The following is a 17,158-nucleotide window of genomic DNA, read 5'->3' as shown; positions in this document are numbered from 1 at the left end:
CATGCCACGGACAGACAATCGCTACGAACGGGCGCGGATCATCGGTGCGCGAGCACTGCAGGTAGCCTACGGTGCGCCGGTGTTGATCGACACCGAGCAGACCGAACCGATCCTGATCGCGGCCGAGGAGTACGACTCCGGCGTCTTGCCCTTCACCGTGCGGCGGGGTGAACAGGCGTGACGCTCATCACCGAGGTCGGGTTGCGACGCGTGCTCGACTCTCGGGGGAATCCGACTGTCGAAGCCGACGTACACACCGAAAGCGGCGGCTTCGGCCGTGCAAAAGCTCCTTCCGGGGCGAGCACGGGCGAACACGAGGCCATCGAACTCCCCGTCAGCGAGGCCATCGCCAGTGCGCGCGAGCAGGCGGTCCCGAGACTCGTCGGCGAGGTCTACGCCGGCGACCAGCGTTCGGTCGACGCCGTACTGCACGCCGCAGACGGAACCGAGGACTTCTCCGAAATCGGTGCCAACGCCGCAGTGGCCATCTCGATGGCCGCGGCGAAGGCCGCTGCCGACGTGCTGGGCGCACCACTGTTCCAGCATCTCGGCGGCACCTTCCGCGGCGACGAGATGCCGACCCCGCTCGGAAACGTCGTCGGCGGCGGCGAACACGCCGCCGAGGCGACCGACATTCAGGAGTTTCTCGTCGCACCCGTCGGCGCACCCTCCGTCGAGGACGCGGTCTTCGCGAACGCGGCCGCACACGCCGCCGTCGCGGACATCCTCGACGACCGGGGACACGCCTGCGGCAAGGGCGACGAGGGCGCGTGGGCGCCGTCGATTTCCGACGCCGAGGCCTTCGAAGTCGTCGAAGAAGCCGTCGACGCCGTCGAAGACGAAGTCGGCTTCGAGATGCGCTTCGGACTCGACGTGGCCGCGGCGGAGATGTACGACGCCGACGAAGAAGTCTACGAGTACAGCGACGGAAATCGGAGCCGTCAAGAACAGATCGACTACGTCGCGGAGCTAATCGAGGAGTACAACCTCGTCTACGTCGAGGACCCGCTCGACGAGGAGGATTTCGACGGCTTCGCAGAACTGACCGACCGCATCAGCACGGATACGCTAATCTGCGGTGACGATCTGTTCGTCACGAACGTCTCCCGACTCCAGGATGGGATCGATCAGGGCGCAGCAAACAGCATCCTGATCAAGCCAAATCAGATCGGGACCCTCTCGGATACCGTCGATGCCATCGAGTTGGCGACCGAGAACGGCTACGATGCAGTCGTCTCCCACCGCAGCGGCGAGACGGAGGATACGACGATCGCACACCTGGCCACGGCGACGGGCGCTCCGTTCATCAAGACGGGCGCAGTCGGTGGCGAGCGAACGGCAAAACTGAACGAACTAATCAGAATCGAACACAACGTATGAGCGGAAACGATAACGAAGGTCTCGACGCAACCGAGTCGGATGTCGACCCCGCCGAGGAGGAGCCAGTCACAGCCGACGAGGACGCCGAGACTACCGACGAAGCCGAACAGCCCGCCGAGGCCGCCGAGGCCGAGGCAGAACCACCTGAAGACGAGGGGCCAGACCTCGACGAGGACGTCATGTCCGACGAGGAGGCCGACCTCCTGATCCCGGTCGAGGATTACCTTGGTGCTGGTGTCCACATCGGGACCCAGCAGAACACCAAGGACATGCAGCGGTTCATCCACCGCGTCCGCACCGACGGACTCTACGTGCTGGACGTGTCGATGACCGACAGCCGGATCCGGACGGCCGCAGACTTCCTCTCGAACTACGAGCCCGAACAGATCCTCGTCGCCTCCTCGCGACAGTACGGCCGCTTCCCTGCCGAGAAGTTCGCCGACGCCGTTGGCGCACGCGCTCGAACCGGTCGCTTCATCCCGGGCACGCTGACCAACCCACAGTACGAGGGCTACATCGAGCCAGATGTCATCGTCGTCACTGACCCGATCGGTGACTCACAGGCCGTCAAAGAGGCCATCACCGTCGGCATCCCAGTGATCGCGATGTGCGACTCGAATAACACGACCAGCAACGTCGACCTCGTCGTCCCGACGAACAACAAGGGTCGAAAAGCGCTGTCGGTCGTCTACTGGCTGCTCGCCAACGAGACGCTGGATCGGCGCGGTGCCGAACCAGCATACGGTCTCGACGACTTCGAGAGCGATATCTGACGGCTTCTGAATTTTGGTGGCGCGGCGCTGATTATCACTCGACATACCAAGTCTGGTACTGCCGTGTATAGCGGCCGAATGTGCATAAACAACGGATTCGACCGCTCTGTCGCAGTATCTCTGTTGATACTCGCGGTAATAATTTAAGTGGAAGGCCAAGAGACTGACTAGCGATGACCGACAGGCACAGCGCGGGAACAGCGGAGACCGCGTATGTGCCACTGGAGACGATTCTCGAAACGCTGCCCGATCCGGTGTTGCTCGTCGACGAGAGCGAGCGGATCACGGATGTCAACGAGGCGGCCGGGGAGTTGTTCGACTGCCGACCGGGGGCACTCGTTGGCCAACAGTGGGGAGAATGCTGTCCCGAAAGCGACCAGGCGGACTTTCGGGCGTTGCTCGAAGAGATCCCGGACGGTCGGCTTGACCGCTTCGACAACGGCGCACCGATTCGAGTCGAGACGCTCGCGGGCGAGCGCCGGCCGGTCGAGATCACCGTCGAGCGGATCTACGACGGCGGCGACTCGTTCCTGTTCTGTCAGTGCCGGGAGATCACCGAGCAGATCGACCGCGAGCAGACCCTTCGGACGACAATTGCCCGACTGGAGGCGCTGTTCGAGGCCTCGCCGGTGCCGATGATGGTCCTCGACGCAGACGGAACCATCGAGCGCTGGAACCGGGCGGCGACGACGACGTTTGGCTGGCGGGGAGCGACCGTCTCCAGCGAGCAGTACCCACTCTTTACTGACGCAGCGACCCGGGAGGCGTTTATGGAACGCGTGCTGTCCGGTGAGCGGATCGTCGGGCTGGAGACGACCCATCAGGGCCGGGATGGCTCACTGGTCGACGTGGAGTTGTACGCCCACCCGCTGCGCGAGGGTGGGGAGGTCAGTTCGATCATCGTCTCCGCAATTGACATCACGGCGCTCAAGCAACGCGAACAACACTTGAGCGTCCTCCATCGGATCATGCGGCACACGTTGCGGAACAAACTGAACGTGATCTACGCCGTCGGAGAGCGACTGATCACAGAGCAAGACGAGACGATCGGCGACCAAGATTTCTCCGGCCGGTTGATCGACGCGACCGAGGAGCTAATCCGACTCAGCGATCAGGCCGAGCGAATCAACAACGATCTCCGCCGGGTCGAATCACCGGCTCCCGTCGCCCTCGACGCGCTGTTGACCGGGCTATACGAGCAGATTCAGGACGACCACCCGCCAGTTGAGATCGAACTCAGCGAGGAGATTCCGTCTGTGTCGGTGCCGGATATCGCACGGACAATATTCGCCGAACTTGTCGATCACGCGATCGAACACACAAACAGCGACCCGCCCTCGGTCAGCATCGACGTTGCGGTCGAACGCCGAATCGTCGTCTCGATAACCGACAACCGCGAGCAGTTGACCGAAGGCGAACGGGGCTTTCTGCAACGTGATGAATCCGCAGCACTGCTGCACGGGAGTCGACTCAGCCTCGCACACGCGGAGATTCTGGCCAGCGAACTCGGCGGCCAGCTTTCGGCAGAAGAACACGCAGACGGGACGACGGTCAGCGTCGAACTACCGCGACTCGATCCGGAGATGCGGTGACCCGGTCGGTCGCTACAGTTGTGTGTTGGCCTCTGAACGATTTCCGAGGGTAACGTCGACCGTTTCGGTCTCGCCGCCACGAACGACCTCGATCTCGATAGTATCGCCCGGCGCTGCTTCCAGCGCGAGAAAGGCGGAGAGTCGCTCGCGGTTTTGAATCGTCCAGTCGTCCATGCGGATGATCAGATCGCCGCCGACATCGACGCGGTCACCCCGGACGGAAGTCCTCGTCCGTGTGCCCCGGAGGATACCGTCACTGGGACCACCGGGGACGACCTGGTTGACGTAGACGCCGTAGGTGTAGTTGCCGAAGTCGTTGGCCTCGATCAACGATGGAGAGACATCTGACAACCCGATCCCGAGATAGCTGTGTTCGTATTCCCCGGACTCGACGAGCGACGGGACGACCTGCCGGACCATCGCCGCCGAGATTGCAAAGCCGATGTTGTCACCCTGTGTGGCGTTGACGACGCCGACGACGACCCCGTCGAGTGTGACGAGCGGCCCGCCGCTGTTGCCCGGATTAACCGCGGCGTCGGTCTGGATACCGTCGGCGATCGAGAACGGTGAGTCGGGGATCGTAATCGTCCGGTTACGGCCGCTGATGACGCCCGTTGTAAAGGAACCAGCCAGCCGGAACGGATTGCCGAGCGCGGCGACCTGCGTGCCGACGGGGTAGGACTGGTCGGCCAGTTCGAGGGGTGTCGCCGACTCGGGGAGCCGACTCGCTTCGAGGACCGCAAGATCACTGTACCGATCCGAGCCAACCAGTTCGGCTTCGAGCCAGCCCGAGTCCCGGAACCGGAGATAGATATCGGTCGCACCTCGAATCACGTGGTTGTTCGTGACCAGATAGGAGTCGTCGTAGACCCACGCCGTCCCGCCGGCCGGACTCGGCATGCTCGTGCTGTCGGCCTGAACGGCGGCGACCGAATCGATGGTCTCCTCGTAGACCTCCCCGAGTTGTGTATCGGCCGGGATCTGTTCGCCCGCCCCCGGAGCCGCCGGATCCTCCGGAAAGTTCGAGTTGCCCGGCGTCTCACTCTCGGCGTTGTTCTGTGGCGGATTCAATGCACAACCGGCGATTGCTGTCGTCAGGGCCAATCCAGACGCGGTGAGAAACGCACGCCGTGATTGCCGATTGTCGGACATGTCGATCCTTTAGATCGGGATAAAAATAAATCTCTGGTGGGGCCAGCAGTGATACAGAGCCGACTGATATCCAGACAAGAGCACAGGTTCGCCGGTTGGACTATTTATAAGTGTCTCGTGATCGATGTATCGAATGCAATGGAACTCACTTGGCACGGCCACTCGACATGGGGAGTCGAACTCGGAGACACATCGCTTCTGATCGATCCATTTTTTGACAATCCGAAAACCGACGTATCGCCGGACGAACTCGATCCCGACTACGTCCTCCTGACTCATGGTCACGCCGACCACATCGCACACGTCGGCGAGTTCGCGGATACAACAGTTGCGACGACGCCCGAACTGGCTGGCTACGTCGCCGCGGAGTACGGTATCGACGAGGACAACACGATCGGATTCAACATCGGCGGCACCATCGAACTGGGCGATGCGTTCGTGACGATGGTCCGGGCCGACCACACCAACGGCCTCGATACCGACTACCAGAACACGGGCGGGATGCCCGCCGGGTTCGTCGTCTCGGACACGAATCCGACGAAGGTTGCAGACGAGGACTCAGAGACCTTCTATCACGCCGGCGATACGGCGCTGATGTCCGAGATGAAAGATGTCATCGGTTCGTATCTCGAACCCGACGTGGCCGCCCTGCCAGCGGGCGATCACTTCACGATGGGTCCACTGCAGGCCGGTATCGCCGCCGACTGGGTCGACGTCGAGTACGCGATGCCGATGCACTACGACTCGTTCCCACCGATCGAAATCGACACTGACGACTTCGTGCGGGCGGTCGACGGCAATGCGCCCGGCACAGAGGCTGTTGTCCTCGACGGCGACGAGACTTTCGAGTACTGAGTCCCTGCCGACTCGTCGTTATTTTCGTGACGGCCGATCAGACAGAGGCGCCTCCGCGGTGGCGATACAACGCTTCAGTGCGTACCCGATCCCGGCGAAACCAGCGACTGCCCCGGAAAGGGTGAAACCCCGGCCAGAGGCGTCGTCAGAGCTTCCATCGTCCGCAGGTTCGCTAGATTCGTCACGATCGCTCGTGGCCGGACCGTCCGTCTGAAGATCTTCGGTCGTTACTCTGTCAGCGCGGGTGTCGTGATGTCCCATCGTGTTGAGCGCGACACGCGACCCCCGGGACGAGCCCGACACCGCTGTCGTCAGCGCGTAGACGCTGCCATCAGCACTGCCGGCGTAGAGCGTCCCGTCGACAATCGTCGGCGAGGAGAAGACCGACCCGCCCGTCTGAAAGCGCCACTGCCTAGTTCCATCACTGAGAGCAAAGCCGTAGATACTGCCGCCGCCGTTGCCGACGAAGACAGTCTCATCGGCCACCGTCGGTGACGAGCGGACGCCGTTGATCCCCGCCCGGAACCGACCCGCTACGGTTCCGGTGTCGGAATCCAGCGCGTAAACGCTGACGGCGTCGCTGCCGACGTACACCGTACCGTCAGCCACCGTCGGCGAGGAGAAACCGCCCGATTGCATCGCGAACTGCCACTGCTTGACACCGTCAGCCGCCCCGACCGCGTAGAGGGTGTCGTCGAAACTGTTGACGTAGACGACGCCGTCGGATTCCGTCGGAGAAGACCGTATCCGCCCGCCGGTGGGAAAGCGCCACTGTTCCGTTCCGTCCGTGGCGTCGATCGCGTAGAGATTCCCATCGCGGCACCCGACGTAGACGATCCCGTTGGCGACCGTCGGCGAAGAACGGACGCGTCCTCCACTCTGGACAGCGATTTTACCGGCTGTCCGAAAGCGCCAGCGCTCGGTTCCGTTGCTCGTATCCAACGCGTAGACGTTCGCATCCTCACTCCCGACGAAGACGGTCTCATCGGCCACCGTTGGCGAAGAGAATACGTCTCCCTCGGTCTGAAAGCGCCAGCGCTCGGTTCCGTCCGCTGTGTCCAGCGCGTAGACGGTGTCGTCGAAGCTCCCGACGTAGACTGTGCCATCAGCCACCGTCGGAGAGGATTCGATCCCGCCGCCGGTCCCAAATCGCCACCGTTCGGTACCACTGGCTCGGTCCAGCGCGTAGAGGGTCCCGTCATTACTGCCAACGTAGACGGTCCCGTCGACGACTGTCGGTGACGAAAAAACCGGGCCCTCAGTCCGGAACTGCCATAGCTCGCTGACGGTCACTCCGGCCTGTGCGTCGGCGAGCGGTGACGATGACAGACCGACAAAACCGAGTCCGGCACACGCAGCCGACCGGAGGAATGTCCGCCGATTCAATCGAGACACACAGTAACACAGAGCCGCTGACCAGAATGAACATGTGGTTGCGGAACGGGTTGCCGACTCACCGGCGTCCCAGTTGGTGCTCCGCCGGTAACACATACTGTTTTCTGCGCGGCTATCGTAGACAGACGTATGCCAGACATCGAAGTTACCAGCATCAGCAAGGAAGGCTACGCAACGACGAACCTGATCGGCGAATGGGAACTGGGCATCGACGCGGCCGAAAAGGAGGGACCGAATCCAAATCAGGCCCTCGTCGCGACCTATGCGTCCTGTTTCATTCCCGCCTTCCGCGTCGGCGCGAACAAGGAAGGATTCGACGACGTCGGCGAGATCGAAGTCGATGTCGGGGCCGACCTCGACGAGGAAGACGACCTCGAATACATCTCCTTCGACATTCACGTCGAGGAAGCCCTCGGCGAGTCGGTAAACGATATCGTCCAACGGGCAGAGGGAATCTGCCACGTTCACGCGGCACTGCGCGAGGAGTTGCAGGCCGAGATTAGCGTCGAAGACGACGTCGACTTCTGAGGAGGGTCCCGACGACCAGCCGGAACCCATTTTAGCAGTTTACCCCAAATAGTGGTATGACCAACGGGTGGCGAGACAAACTCGCCGGGGCACGGATGCGCGTCGACCAGGAATTCAACCAGCGAGTGCTCGACTCACAGTTCTCGAATCAGGAGTGGGGACTGATCATGACCGCCGTCGAGTTCGATATCGACAGTCCGGAGACGCCGGACAGCGCTGAGATGACGGCCAACACCGACAAACTCGAACAGATCATGCCGGAACTGGATAATCTTCCGCAGGGAATGGCCCGGCCCGGCGGCGAGGCTGGCGGCAGCGACAGCGGCGGCGTCATCGACTCGCTGAAAAGCGTCTTCGGGTTCGACGGCAGCGATGCCAACGGCAGCGGCGTCGACGAGGACGAACTGGCGGCGGCGAGCCAACTCGTCGAGGAGTACGCGACAGAGTTGCAGTCACATCTTGAAGAGCAAGGCCGGTGGGCCGAGGTCTGTGCGGCAGCGGCCGAGGAAGCCTGAGTGGTGCCCGCTCGGCCAGCCGATAGAACCAAACGGATGAGTTGAGTACAGCAACATATGGATTCGTTCGGTGCGGACGCCGACGCGGGGACGGTGAGCTACGAGCCCATCGGCGTCAAGGACCTTCTGAGTTCGATGAAAGACAGCTCGGAGCTTATCGTTGATCTCGCCTACTCTGCGCTGTTGCACAACAGCGAGAATCTCGCCGAAGAGGTTCTGCAACTGGAACAGCAGATGGATCTGCTGCAGTTGCAGGCGCGGATGAACATGCTGATGGCGGCCCGTAACCCCGACGACGCTCGCCAGCTAGCGCCGGTGCTGGGGATCATCGGCGCAGCCGAGAAGATCAGCGACGCCGCCGGTGAGATTGCCACGCTGGTCCTCGGCGAGGAGAGTCTGCCGGGGTCGATCCAGACCGCCCTCCCGGAAGCGATCGAAGTGCTCGAACAGGCGACGATGGCTGAGGACTCGATCTATGCCGGGAAGACACTCGGCGAGATCAACCTCGAAACCGAAACGGGCGTCCGGGTGATCGGAATCCGGAGCGAGAGTGGGTGGGAACTGGATCCCGACGACAGGAGTCGGCTCACCGCCGGCGATAGTCTGCTCCTGCGCGGCAGCGAGGACAACGTCGCCGACGTGTACCAGCGGATCACCGCGCAGCGATACGAACAACCGGAGGTGAGAGATCCGGAGTTCAGCAACCTCGAACGGGCCGTCGACACCATCGTCCTGATGAAAAACGTCAGCGAACTGGCCGTCGATCTGGCCTACGCGAGCGTGCTGTTCGACGACGAGGAACTCGCCGAAGAAGTCAGTTCGCTGGAAGTCGAGGTCGACAGCCTCCACTCACGGCTGGAAGCCTGGGCACTACAGGCCGCGGCGGATATCGACGATCCAGTTTCGCTGCGCGGACTGCTACGACTCGCCAGCAGCAGCGAGATGATCAGCGACGCCGCGCTGGAGATTACGGAGGGGATTCTCCGAGATATCGACACCCATCCGGTCATCGCCGAATCTGTCCGCGAGAGCGACGTTGCGGTCCGGCGGGCCGAGATCGGAAGCCAGAGCGCGTTCGCGGACAGAACCGTCGAGAACATCCTCGAGGACACGCCGGGTGTCTCGATCATCGCGATCCACGAGTCCAGTGGAGAGTGGGTGTTCTATCCGGGCGGCGAGGAGGAAGTGACGGCCGGCGACGTGCTGATCGTCCGCGGGACGTGGAACGCCACGGAGCGAGTTCTCGAAACTGCGGCGAGCGACGGCTCACGTTAAGACGAATGTCGAGACGCCGATAAAGATGAGCATCCCGAATACGTCGACCACATTCGTCACGATCGGAATAGTCGTGTCGTCGGGATCGATACCGAAGCGATAGGAGAGATACGTTGCGACGAAACTGAACACGATTGCGACGACGGCGACAGACATGCCGCTGACCAGCGAGATGAAAAGCAGCGTCGGAAACGGGATGGTCGAGCCGATGGCAACCCCGAGCAAGAAGGCACCAACAGCCAGTGCAGTAAAGATCGAGGCGGCGAGGGCGAGGATAGCGAGGATGTTGGCCCAGAGGAGTTCGTCGCGAGGATCGAGGCTGGTCGTCCCGAGGTGAAAGCGTGTGGAGAGTCGCGAACTCAACGTCGCACCGAGATTGCCGCCTGTCCCGACCATCGTCGGGACCATGATTGCGAGGATCCCGAACTCCTCCAACAGCGACTGGGCGCTTTCGAGCGTGATCCCCGCCCAGAGGACGATCACCGAGAGGACGGCCAGAAGGGGAAACATTGTCCGGACGATGCGCGTCCACTCCCAGGAGCCTAGCGAGCCACTGCTCGTGACCATCAGAGGATCACCCCGACCAGCCAGACGGAAAACAGCAGGAAGACCATCCCGAAGATATCGCCCAGCGTGGTAACGATCGGGCCGACCAGATTGTCGGGGTCGTAGCCGTATTTGAAGCCGGCAAAGATGAGCACGAGCATGCCGACGATCATCACCAGGGAGGTCAACACACCTGCGATGAACATGATCCCGACCAGTTGGACGAGCATCGCCGGCTCCCAGTTCGGTAGGATCGTCAACACGAGCCACGTGAGCACGCCAATTACGATCGAGATCCCGACCCCGTTGACCAGCGACGCGAGGGCGGCGTTGACCAACCGCTCGTCGTACTGGAGTCGTGGCTCAATCAGCCCCTGGTGGAGGCCGCTCGCGATACGGCCGCCGAGCGCCCCGTAGACGTTGCCGCGGGTCGCCAGAAAGACCGGCACCATCACGAGCAATCCGGGAAACTCCGCGACGCTTTCGAGCATGCCTTCGAGAACGAGTCCGGAGAACAAGCCGCCGCCGAGGGAGACGACGAGGATGGGTAACGTCTCGCGGTAGATCGTCACCGACTCCCCTGGCACGTCCATGCCTCTGCCATCGGGGAGTATTCGGTTAAAGCTGACGGGCACGACCGGAAGACCGCGGATGTTTTTACCCGGGCAGGCACATACGAGTAGTATGTCTCAAACCGATCTGGGGGCCTTCGAGGACGGCACCGACGAGGGCGCCGACGACGGCGGGAACCGCCCCGCCGCCGAGGCGCGCGCCGTTGCCGGCTCCAGTGGTGCAACCAACGCCGCGGAAGTGGATACGAGCGAACAGCTCTTTCCTGCCGTCGAAGAAACCGTCGAGATGGCCGTGATGCAGGTCGATTACACCATCGAAGGCCGGGGCGACGACGAGTATCCCATCATCCACGTCTTCGGCCGAACCGCCGAGGAGGAACTCGTCCACGCGAAGGTCTTCGAGTTCAAGCCCTATTTTTACGCGCCGACGGACAACCTCACTGAAGACCGTCTGCAGGGATACGAGCGGATCACCGACTGGGAAGAGACCAACGACGAGGGCGAGCCCTACGAGTCTATTCGGGGGGAGCAACTCACCAAGATCTTCGGCCAGACGCCGCGGGACGTGGGTCAGATGCGCGACGACTTCGACCACTACGAGGCAGACATTCTCTTCCCGAACCGGTTTCTGATCGACAAGGACATCACCAGCGGCATTCACATCCCTGCCCGCGATGTCGAAAGCGAGGAGTCGGCCAACGGTGCCCGAACGGTCCGAGTTCACCACGACGAGGTCAAACCGGTCGAGGTCGATGCTCGTCCGCGGGTCAACACCTTCGACATCGAGGTCGACGACCGCTCGGGCTTCCCCGAGGACGGCGAGGAGCCGATTATCTGTATCGCCAGCCACGACTCCTACGACGACGAGTATATCCTGTGGCTGTTCGATCCACCAGCGGGCGAACAGCCACCGGAGGAGATCCCTGATTACGAACCGATCGACGTTGCTGACGGTGCGACCCGACATCTCGACCACGATATTCGCGTCTTCGACACCGAGGAGGCGATGCTCGAAGCCTTCCTCGATTACTTCGAGCGAACTGAGCCGGATCTGGCGACGGGCTGGAACTTCACCGATTTCGACGCGCCGTATCTGCTGGATCGGTTGGAAGTTCTCGAGGATGGAACCGACCACGATCTGGATTACAACCGTCTCTCGCGGGTCAACGAGGTCTGGCGCAGCGACTGGCAGGGACCGGACGTGAAAGGCCGAGTGATGTTCGATCTACTCTACGCCTACCAGCGGACGAAATTCACCGAACTCGATTCCTACCGACTGGAAGACGTGGGCCAGCGCGAACTCGGCATCGGAAAGGAGCGCTACCCCGGCGACATCGGCGACCTCTGGGAGAACGACCCCGAGCGACTGCTGGAGTACAACCTCCGGGACGTGGAGCTGTGTGTCGAACTGGACCGCGATCAGGACATCATCGCGTTCTGGAACGAGGTCCGACAGTTCGTCGGCTGTAAGATCGAAGACGCGACCACACCCGGCGACGCGGTCGACATGTACGTCTTGCACAAACTCCACAACCAGTTCGCGCTGCCCTCGAAGGGCCAGCAGGAGAGCGAAGACTACGAAGGCGGAGCCGTCTTCGATCCAATCTCCGGCGTTCGAGAGAACGTCAGCGTGCTCGACCTGAAGAGTCTCTACCCGATGTGCATGGTGACGATCAACGCCTCGCCGGAGACGAAGGTCGATCCTGAAGAGTACGACGGCGAGACCTTCCGGGCACCCAACGGCACACGATTCCGGAAGGAGCCCGACGGAGCCATCCGAGAGATGGTCGACGAACTGCTCGAAGAGCGCGAACAGAAGAAGGCGCTCCGCAACGACCACGACCCCGAAGAGCCCGAATACGACCAGTACGACCGCCAGCAGGCAGCTGTCAAGGTCATAATGAACTGCTTCACACCGGACACCGAGGTGCTGACACCGGACGGCGTCCGCGGGATTCGTGACCTGGAGGTCGGCGACGAGGTCTACTCGCTCGATCCAGAGACGATGCAAATGGAGGTCAAGCCGGTGACGGAGACCCACGAGTATCCGGAGTATCGCAGGGAGTTGGTCGACATCCAGACGAGCAAGATCGATTTCAGCGTCACGCCGAACCATCGGATGCTCGTTCGGAAGAACGAGACGAACGGGATCACCGAAGACGAGTACCAATTCGTCGAGGCAGGAGAACTCGATCGAGCGACAAACTACGAACTGCCCCACGATTGGGACGGCCCGGGTGGTGAAGAGATAGAGCAGGTGGATCTGACAGAGTTGCTCGACAGCGAGTACGAGGTCTGGGCGAACAACGACGTCCATGGACACACGCTGGCGGCCGAACTCGGCTGGTATCCCGACAAGATCCTCCGACAGGAAGTCGACGATACGGGATACGTCTTTTCGGCCGAGGAGTTCGACCAGCATCGGGACTATCTCGACGACGCCTGTTCCGAGTTTTACCTCCACTCCGAGCGTGGGCGGAAGTGGATCCCGCGGTTCTACGATGGTGATGACTTCCTCGATCTGCTGGCCTGGTACATCACGGAAGGAAATGTCTACACCTCCGGGGACAAGCAGTTCGGTGAGAACTTCCGAGGCAGTGCTACGACGGTGAAAATCGCACAGGAGGCGATGACTGATGGTGGAACGACCGACAACCACGCCCGCATCGGTGAGCTGCTGGATCGGATGGGATTCGATTCTTACGTTGACGAACGAGCATATCAGTTCACGTCTCGACTGCTGGGCAAATGGCTCGAAACGGCCTGCGGCGGAGATAGCTTCGAGAAACGCATCCCCGAGTTCGTCTTCGAGACCACCGAGCGACAGAAGCGCCGGTTCCTCGAAACACTGATCGCTGGCGACGGGGACAGGCAACCGAACTCGTGGCGGTACAGCACCGCGAGCGAACAACTGCGTGACGACGTGCTCCGCCTCTGTACCCACCTCGGACTGACGGCGAGTTACAACGAAGACAGCGGAACGTACCGAATCTACGTCACGGAAGATGCGAAGAACACCCTCCGAATGCACCGGAGCGGAGGCCGGAGCACTGCAGACGATGGCGTCTACTGCGTGACTGTCGAAGACAATCACACCCTGCTCGCCGGCCGAAACGGAAAGTTCCAGTTCGTCGGACAGTCGCTCTACGGAGTGCTGGGGTGGGATCGGTTCCGGCTGTACGACCGGGAGATGGGCGCTGCAGTCACTGCAACGGGCAGAGAGGTGATCGACTTTACAGAGGAGATCACAGACAAGCTTGACAAAGAATTGGTATATGGTGACACCGACTCGGTTATGATCGAACTCGGTGCAGACATCTCGAAGGAAGAGGCAATCGAGCAGTCCTTCGAGCTAGAGGAAGAGATCAACGCCTCCTACGACGAGTTCGCCAGCGAGAAACTCAACGCCGTCGAACACCGCTTCGAGATCGAATTCGAGAAGCTGTACCGCCGATTCTTCCAGGCCGGCAAAAAGAAACGCTACGCCGGCCACATCGTCTGGAAAGAAGGCAAAGATGTCGACGATATCGACATCACGGGCTTCGAGCACCAGCGTTCCGATATCGCGCCGATCACGAAGGAAGTCCAGAAAGAGGTGATCGACCGGATCGTCACTGGCGAGGACATCGAGTCGATCAAAACCTACGTCACCGAGGTGATCGACGACTTCCAGAACGGCGAAGTTAGCCCGGAGGAAATCGGCATCCCCGGCGGGATCGGTAAGCGACTGGACAACTACGACACCGATACCGCCCAAGTACGGGGCGCGAAGTACGCGAATCTCCTGCTCGGGACGAACTTTGACCGGGGGTCGAAACCCAAACGCGTCTATCTCGACCGCGTCCACGCCGACTTCTTCGAACGCATCGAGGAGCAGGAGGGGATAAACGTCAACGATGATCCGCTGTACGGCGAATTCAAACGCGACCCCGACGTGATCTGCTTTGAGTACGCCGACCAACTCCCCGAGGAGTTCGAGATCGATTGGGAGAAGATGCTCGACAAGACACTGAAGGGACCGATCGAGCGTATCCTCGAAGCTCTCGGCGTCTCGTGGGAAGAGGTCAAATCCGGCCAAGAGCAGAAAGGTCTTGGCGAGTATATGTGATCGCGAGCGGAAATCACTGACAGGCAGATAATTACATTGCTTAGCGCTGTCTGAGAGGCCAGATTGGACGAGCCACCCTCGAAGGTCGGTATATTTCTCCGAATACCGCTGTTAGAGGGAATTTGGCACTGGTTTGCGTATTATTTCGACACCGTCTGTTCGCGGATATTGAAAATAATTTCTCCACAAATCAAAAATAGAGTTCTCACCAGGGAAACGAGGAGGAGGAAATGCGAAACTATTATGCGTCAGTCACCCCATTTTTCGGATGACCTAAGATTACTATGGCAGTACTTAAAATCGAAAACCTTCACGCGGAAGTCGCAGAGGAAGACGGCGAACAGATCCTCCACGGCGTCGATCTCGAAGTCGCGAGCAACGAGATCCACGCCCTGATGGGCCCGAACGGCAGCGGGAAATCCACGCTGGCGAAGATCATCGCTGGCCACCCAGCCTACGAAGTCACAGACGGTTCAGTGACGCTCGTGCTCGACGGCGACGAGTTCGACGAGGACATCACTGACGACCTCAAGGATTGGGACCTGCTCGACCTCGAACCGAACGAGCGAGCCGCACTCGGTATCTTCCTCGGGTTCCAGTACCCCGCGGAGATTGAGGGCGTCACGATGGTCAACTTCCTCCGCACGGCCCTGAACGCCAAACTCGAAGAGCGAGGAGAGCTGTTCGAGGACGACGAGGAGGAGGAAGAAGAGGCCGAGGAGGCGACCAACGAGGACGCCGCCGGCTACGATACGTCGCCGATGGAGGGGGACGTCGAAGAGGGCGAGATCGGTGTTGCAGAGTTCCAGGAGATCCTCCAGGAGAAGATGGAGCAGTTGGACATGGATGAGAAGTTCGCCAACCGCTATCTCAACGCTGGCTTCTCCGGTGGGGAGAAAAAGCAGAACGAAGTGCTGCAGGCCGCGATCCTCGAGCCAGAAATCGCCGTGCTCGACGAGATCGACTCCGGGCTGGATATCGACCGACTGCAGGATGTCTCCAACGGCATCAACGCGCTGCGTGACGAGCAGAACGCAGGAATTCTCCAGATTACGCACTACCAGCGTGTCCTCGATTACGTCGAGCCAGATCACGTTCACGTGATGCTCGACGGCCAGGTCGCGAAAAGCGGCGGTCCCGAACTCGCCGAGGAGCTGGAAGACAAGGGGTACGACTGGGTCCGCGAAGAAGTCTACGAGGCAGCCTAAGGTGAAAGCATGAGTTCAGACCAAGATCACCTCGAAGAGACGGACACCGAGAAACGATTCGAGTTCAAGAAAGAGGAAAAATCGGCCTTCGAGGCCGAGAAGGGGCTGACCGAGGAGACGATTCGCGTCATCTCCGAAGACAAAGACGAGCCCGAGTGGATGCTCGAGCGACGCCTCCGCGCGCTGGAGCAGTTCCAGCAGATGCCGATGCCCGACGACTGGCCGGGCGCACCAGACCTCAGCGAGGTCGAAATCGACGAAATCGTCCCGTACATCCGCCCGGACATCGAGACACGCGGCGGTGTCGACGACTGGGAGGATCTGCCTGAAGAGATTCAGGACACCTTCGACAAACTCGGGATTCCCGAGGCTGAGAAGAACGCTCTCTCCGGCGTCGGTGCGCAGTACGAGTCCGAGATTGTCTACCAGAACATGCAGGAGCGCTGGGAGGAGAAGGGCGTCATCTTCTGTGACATGGACAAGGCGGTTCGGGAGCACCCGGAAATCGTGAAGGAGCACTTCATGACCAAAGCCGTGCCGCCGAGCGACAACAAGTTCGCCGCGCTGCACGGCGCTATCTGGTCCGGCGGTTCCTTCGTCTACGTTCCGGAGGATACCACCGTCGAAATGCCGGTCCAGGCGTACTTCCGGATGAACTCCGACGGCATGGGTCAGTTCGAGCACACGCTGATCATCGCCGAGGAGAATTCCGAAGTCCACTACATCGAAGGCTGTTCCGCGCCGAAATATTCGGAGTTCAACCTCCACAGTGGCGGAGTCGAGGTCTTCGTCCGTGAGAACGCTCACGTTCAGTACTCCACGGTGCAGAACTGGTCGAAAAACACCTACAACCTCAACACCAAGCGAGCGATTGCCGAAGCAGACGCCACGATGGAGTGGGTCTCCGGTTCGATGGGTTCCAAGGCAACGATGCTCTATCCATCGACCGTCCTCAAAGGTCCCGGTGCGACGGACAACCACATCACGATTGCGTTTGCGGGTGAGGGTCAGGATATCGACACCGGCGCAAAAGTCTACCACAACGCGCCCAACACCTCCTCAACCATCGAGTCGAAGAGTATCAGCAAAGACGGTGGCCGCACCAACTACCGCGGACTCGTCCACATCGCCGACGGTGCCGAGGGATCGTCCACGGCCGTCGAGTGTGACGCGCTGATGTTCGACAACACCTCCACCTCCGATACGATGCCGTACATGGAGATTCAGGAGTCCGATGTCGACGTGGCTCACGAGGCGAC

The 17,158-nt window shown here is 61.0% G+C and carries 15 protein-coding genes; 11 read left to right on the top strand and 4 right to left on the bottom strand.

The genetic code is table 11. From position 1 onward, the window contains the following. The first annotated feature begins 1 nt into the window (after window position 1). The 4 genes from V8P86_RS08745 to V8P86_RS08730 all read left to right on the top strand — a co-directional run bounded on the left by V8P86_RS08745 (window position 2) and on the right by V8P86_RS08730 (window position 3,745). Window positions 2-181 (top strand): DNA-directed RNA polymerase subunit K, encoded by a 180-nt coding sequence (locus V8P86_RS08745; protein WP_336326881.1) that lies wholly within the window; start codon window positions 2-4, stop codon window positions 179-181. Further along, the gene (eno, locus tag V8P86_RS08740) at window positions 178-1,380 is read left to right on the top strand and encodes a phosphopyruvate hydratase (RefSeq protein WP_336326880.1); all 1,203 of its coding nucleotides are present in this window, start codon (window positions 178-180) and stop codon (window positions 1,378-1,380) included. Before V8P86_RS08745 ends, eno begins: the two co-directional genes overlap by 4 nt. Continuing rightward, window positions 1,377-2,153: a 30S ribosomal protein S2 gene (gene rpsB / locus V8P86_RS08735; RefSeq protein WP_336326879.1), complete on the top strand. Its 777-nt coding sequence runs from the start codon at window positions 1,377-1,379 to the stop codon at window positions 2,151-2,153. Before eno ends, rpsB begins: the two co-directional genes overlap by 4 nt. A 173-nt stretch (window positions 2,154-2,326) precedes the next feature. Continuing rightward, a complete protein-coding gene (locus tag V8P86_RS08730; protein WP_336326878.1) occupies window positions 2,327-3,745 on the top strand; it encodes a PAS domain-containing protein in 1,419 nt (472 codons plus the stop codon). A 12-nt stretch (window positions 3,746-3,757) separates the two neighbouring features. Here V8P86_RS08730 and V8P86_RS08725 read toward each other — a convergent pair whose 3' ends face one another. Next, window positions 3,758-4,897, bottom strand: a complete 1,140-nt coding sequence (locus tag V8P86_RS08725; protein ID WP_336326877.1) for a S1C family serine protease — start codon at window positions 4,895-4,897, stop codon at window positions 3,758-3,760. Window positions 4,898-5,035: 138 nt separating this feature from the next. Between V8P86_RS08725 and V8P86_RS08720 the strand changes: the two genes are divergently transcribed. After that, a complete protein-coding gene (locus tag V8P86_RS08720; RefSeq protein WP_336326876.1) occupies window positions 5,036-5,752 on the top strand; it encodes a metal-dependent hydrolase in 717 nt (238 codons plus the stop codon). An 18-nt stretch (window positions 5,753-5,770) separates the two neighbouring features. On the opposite strand, the gene V8P86_RS08715 is transcribed toward V8P86_RS08720, so the two are convergent. After that, complete coding sequence (locus V8P86_RS08715; protein ID WP_336326875.1) at window positions 5,771-7,147, bottom strand: outer membrane protein assembly factor BamB family protein; 1,377 nt, start codon at window positions 7,145-7,147, stop codon at window positions 5,771-5,773. 129 nt (window positions 7,148-7,276) lie between these two features. Here V8P86_RS08715 and V8P86_RS08710 point away from each other — a divergent pair, with 129 nt between their 5' ends. From V8P86_RS08710 to V8P86_RS08700, 3 genes are read left to right on the top strand one after another with little or no spacing between them, the layout of a single operon-like run. Beyond that, entirely contained in the window at window positions 7,277-7,675 is a 399-nt protein-coding gene (locus tag V8P86_RS08710; protein ID WP_336326874.1) for an OsmC family protein, read from the top strand. A gap of 56 nt (window positions 7,676-7,731) precedes the next feature. Beyond that, window positions 7,732-8,190, top strand: coding sequence for a DUF5799 family protein (locus V8P86_RS08705; RefSeq protein ID WP_336326873.1), 459 nt, complete (start codon window positions 7,732-7,734; stop codon window positions 8,188-8,190). Window positions 8,191-8,247: 57 nt separating this feature from the next. After that, the gene (locus tag V8P86_RS08700; RefSeq protein WP_336326872.1) at window positions 8,248-9,465 is read left to right on the top strand and encodes a potassium channel family protein; all 1,218 of its coding nucleotides are present in this window, start codon (window positions 8,248-8,250) and stop codon (window positions 9,463-9,465) included. Here V8P86_RS08700 and V8P86_RS08695 read toward each other — a convergent pair. Together V8P86_RS08695 and V8P86_RS08690 are read right to left on the bottom strand one after the other, a co-directional pair. Further along, a complete protein-coding gene (locus V8P86_RS08695; RefSeq protein ID WP_336326871.1) occupies window positions 9,457-10,032 on the bottom strand; it encodes a magnesium transporter in 576 nt (191 codons plus the stop codon). The two genes, V8P86_RS08700 and V8P86_RS08695, sit on opposite strands and share 9 nt — an antisense overlap. Next, window positions 10,032-10,604, bottom strand: a complete 573-nt coding sequence (locus V8P86_RS08690; protein ID WP_336326870.1) for a magnesium transporter — start codon at window positions 10,602-10,604, stop codon at window positions 10,032-10,034. Before V8P86_RS08690 ends, V8P86_RS08695 begins: the two co-directional genes overlap by 1 nt. 91 nt (window positions 10,605-10,695) lie before the next feature. Here V8P86_RS08690 and V8P86_RS08685 point away from each other — a divergent pair, with 91 nt between their 5' ends. The 3 genes from V8P86_RS08685 to sufB form a co-directional block, all read left to right on the top strand. Next, window positions 10,696-14,691: a DNA polymerase domain-containing protein gene (locus tag V8P86_RS08685; RefSeq protein ID WP_336326869.1), complete on the top strand. Its 3,996-nt coding sequence runs from the start codon at window positions 10,696-10,698 to the stop codon at window positions 14,689-14,691. Window positions 14,692-14,975: 284 nt separating this feature from the next. Continuing rightward, window positions 14,976-15,899 (top strand): ABC transporter ATP-binding protein, encoded by a 924-nt coding sequence (locus tag V8P86_RS08680; RefSeq protein WP_336326868.1) that lies wholly within the window; start codon window positions 14,976-14,978, stop codon window positions 15,897-15,899. Between the two features lie 9 nt (window positions 15,900-15,908). Continuing rightward, a partial coding sequence (gene sufB, locus V8P86_RS08675) for a Fe-S cluster assembly protein SufB (protein WP_336326867.1) occupies window positions 15,909-17,158 on the top strand: 1,250 nt, incomplete at its 3' end.

Source organism: Halovenus anhuiensis, assembly GCF_037080055.1.
Lineage (GTDB): Archaea > Halobacteriota > Halobacteria > Halobacteriales > Haloarculaceae > Halovenus.
The sequence above is the reverse complement of the archived record's forward strand: the minus strand, read 5'-3'. Positions and strand labels throughout refer to the sequence as shown.

Coding starts and splice junctions, on each gene's coding strand:
- V8P86_RS08745 (WP_336326881.1), top strand. CDS start 2: ATGCCACGGACAGACAATCGCTACGAACGGGCGCGGATCATCGGTGCG.
- rpsB (WP_336326879.1), top strand. CDS start 1,377: ATGAGCGGAAACGATAACGAAGGTCTCGACGCAACCGAGTCGGATGTC.
- V8P86_RS08730 (WP_336326878.1), top strand. CDS start 2,327: ATGACCGACAGGCACAGCGCGGGAACAGCGGAGACCGCGTATGTGCCA.
- V8P86_RS08725 (WP_336326877.1), bottom strand. CDS start 4,897: ATGTCCGACAATCGGCAATCACGGCGTGCGTTTCTCACCGCGTCTGGA.
- V8P86_RS08720 (WP_336326876.1), top strand. CDS start 5,036: ATGGAACTCACTTGGCACGGCCACTCGACATGGGGAGTCGAACTCGGA.
- V8P86_RS08710 (WP_336326874.1), top strand. CDS start 7,277: ATGCCAGACATCGAAGTTACCAGCATCAGCAAGGAAGGCTACGCAACG.
- V8P86_RS08705 (WP_336326873.1), top strand. CDS start 7,732: ATGACCAACGGGTGGCGAGACAAACTCGCCGGGGCACGGATGCGCGTC.
- V8P86_RS08700 (WP_336326872.1), top strand. CDS start 8,248: ATGGATTCGTTCGGTGCGGACGCCGACGCGGGGACGGTGAGCTACGAG.
- V8P86_RS08695 (WP_336326871.1), bottom strand. CDS start 10,032: ATGGTCACGAGCAGTGGCTCGCTAGGCTCCTGGGAGTGGACGCGCATC.
- V8P86_RS08690 (WP_336326870.1), bottom strand. CDS start 10,604: ATGGACGTGCCAGGGGAGTCGGTGACGATCTACCGCGAGACGTTACCC.
- V8P86_RS08685 (WP_336326869.1), top strand. CDS start 10,696: ATGTCTCAAACCGATCTGGGGGCCTTCGAGGACGGCACCGACGAGGGC.
- V8P86_RS08680 (WP_336326868.1), top strand. CDS start 14,976: ATGGCAGTACTTAAAATCGAAAACCTTCACGCGGAAGTCGCAGAGGAA.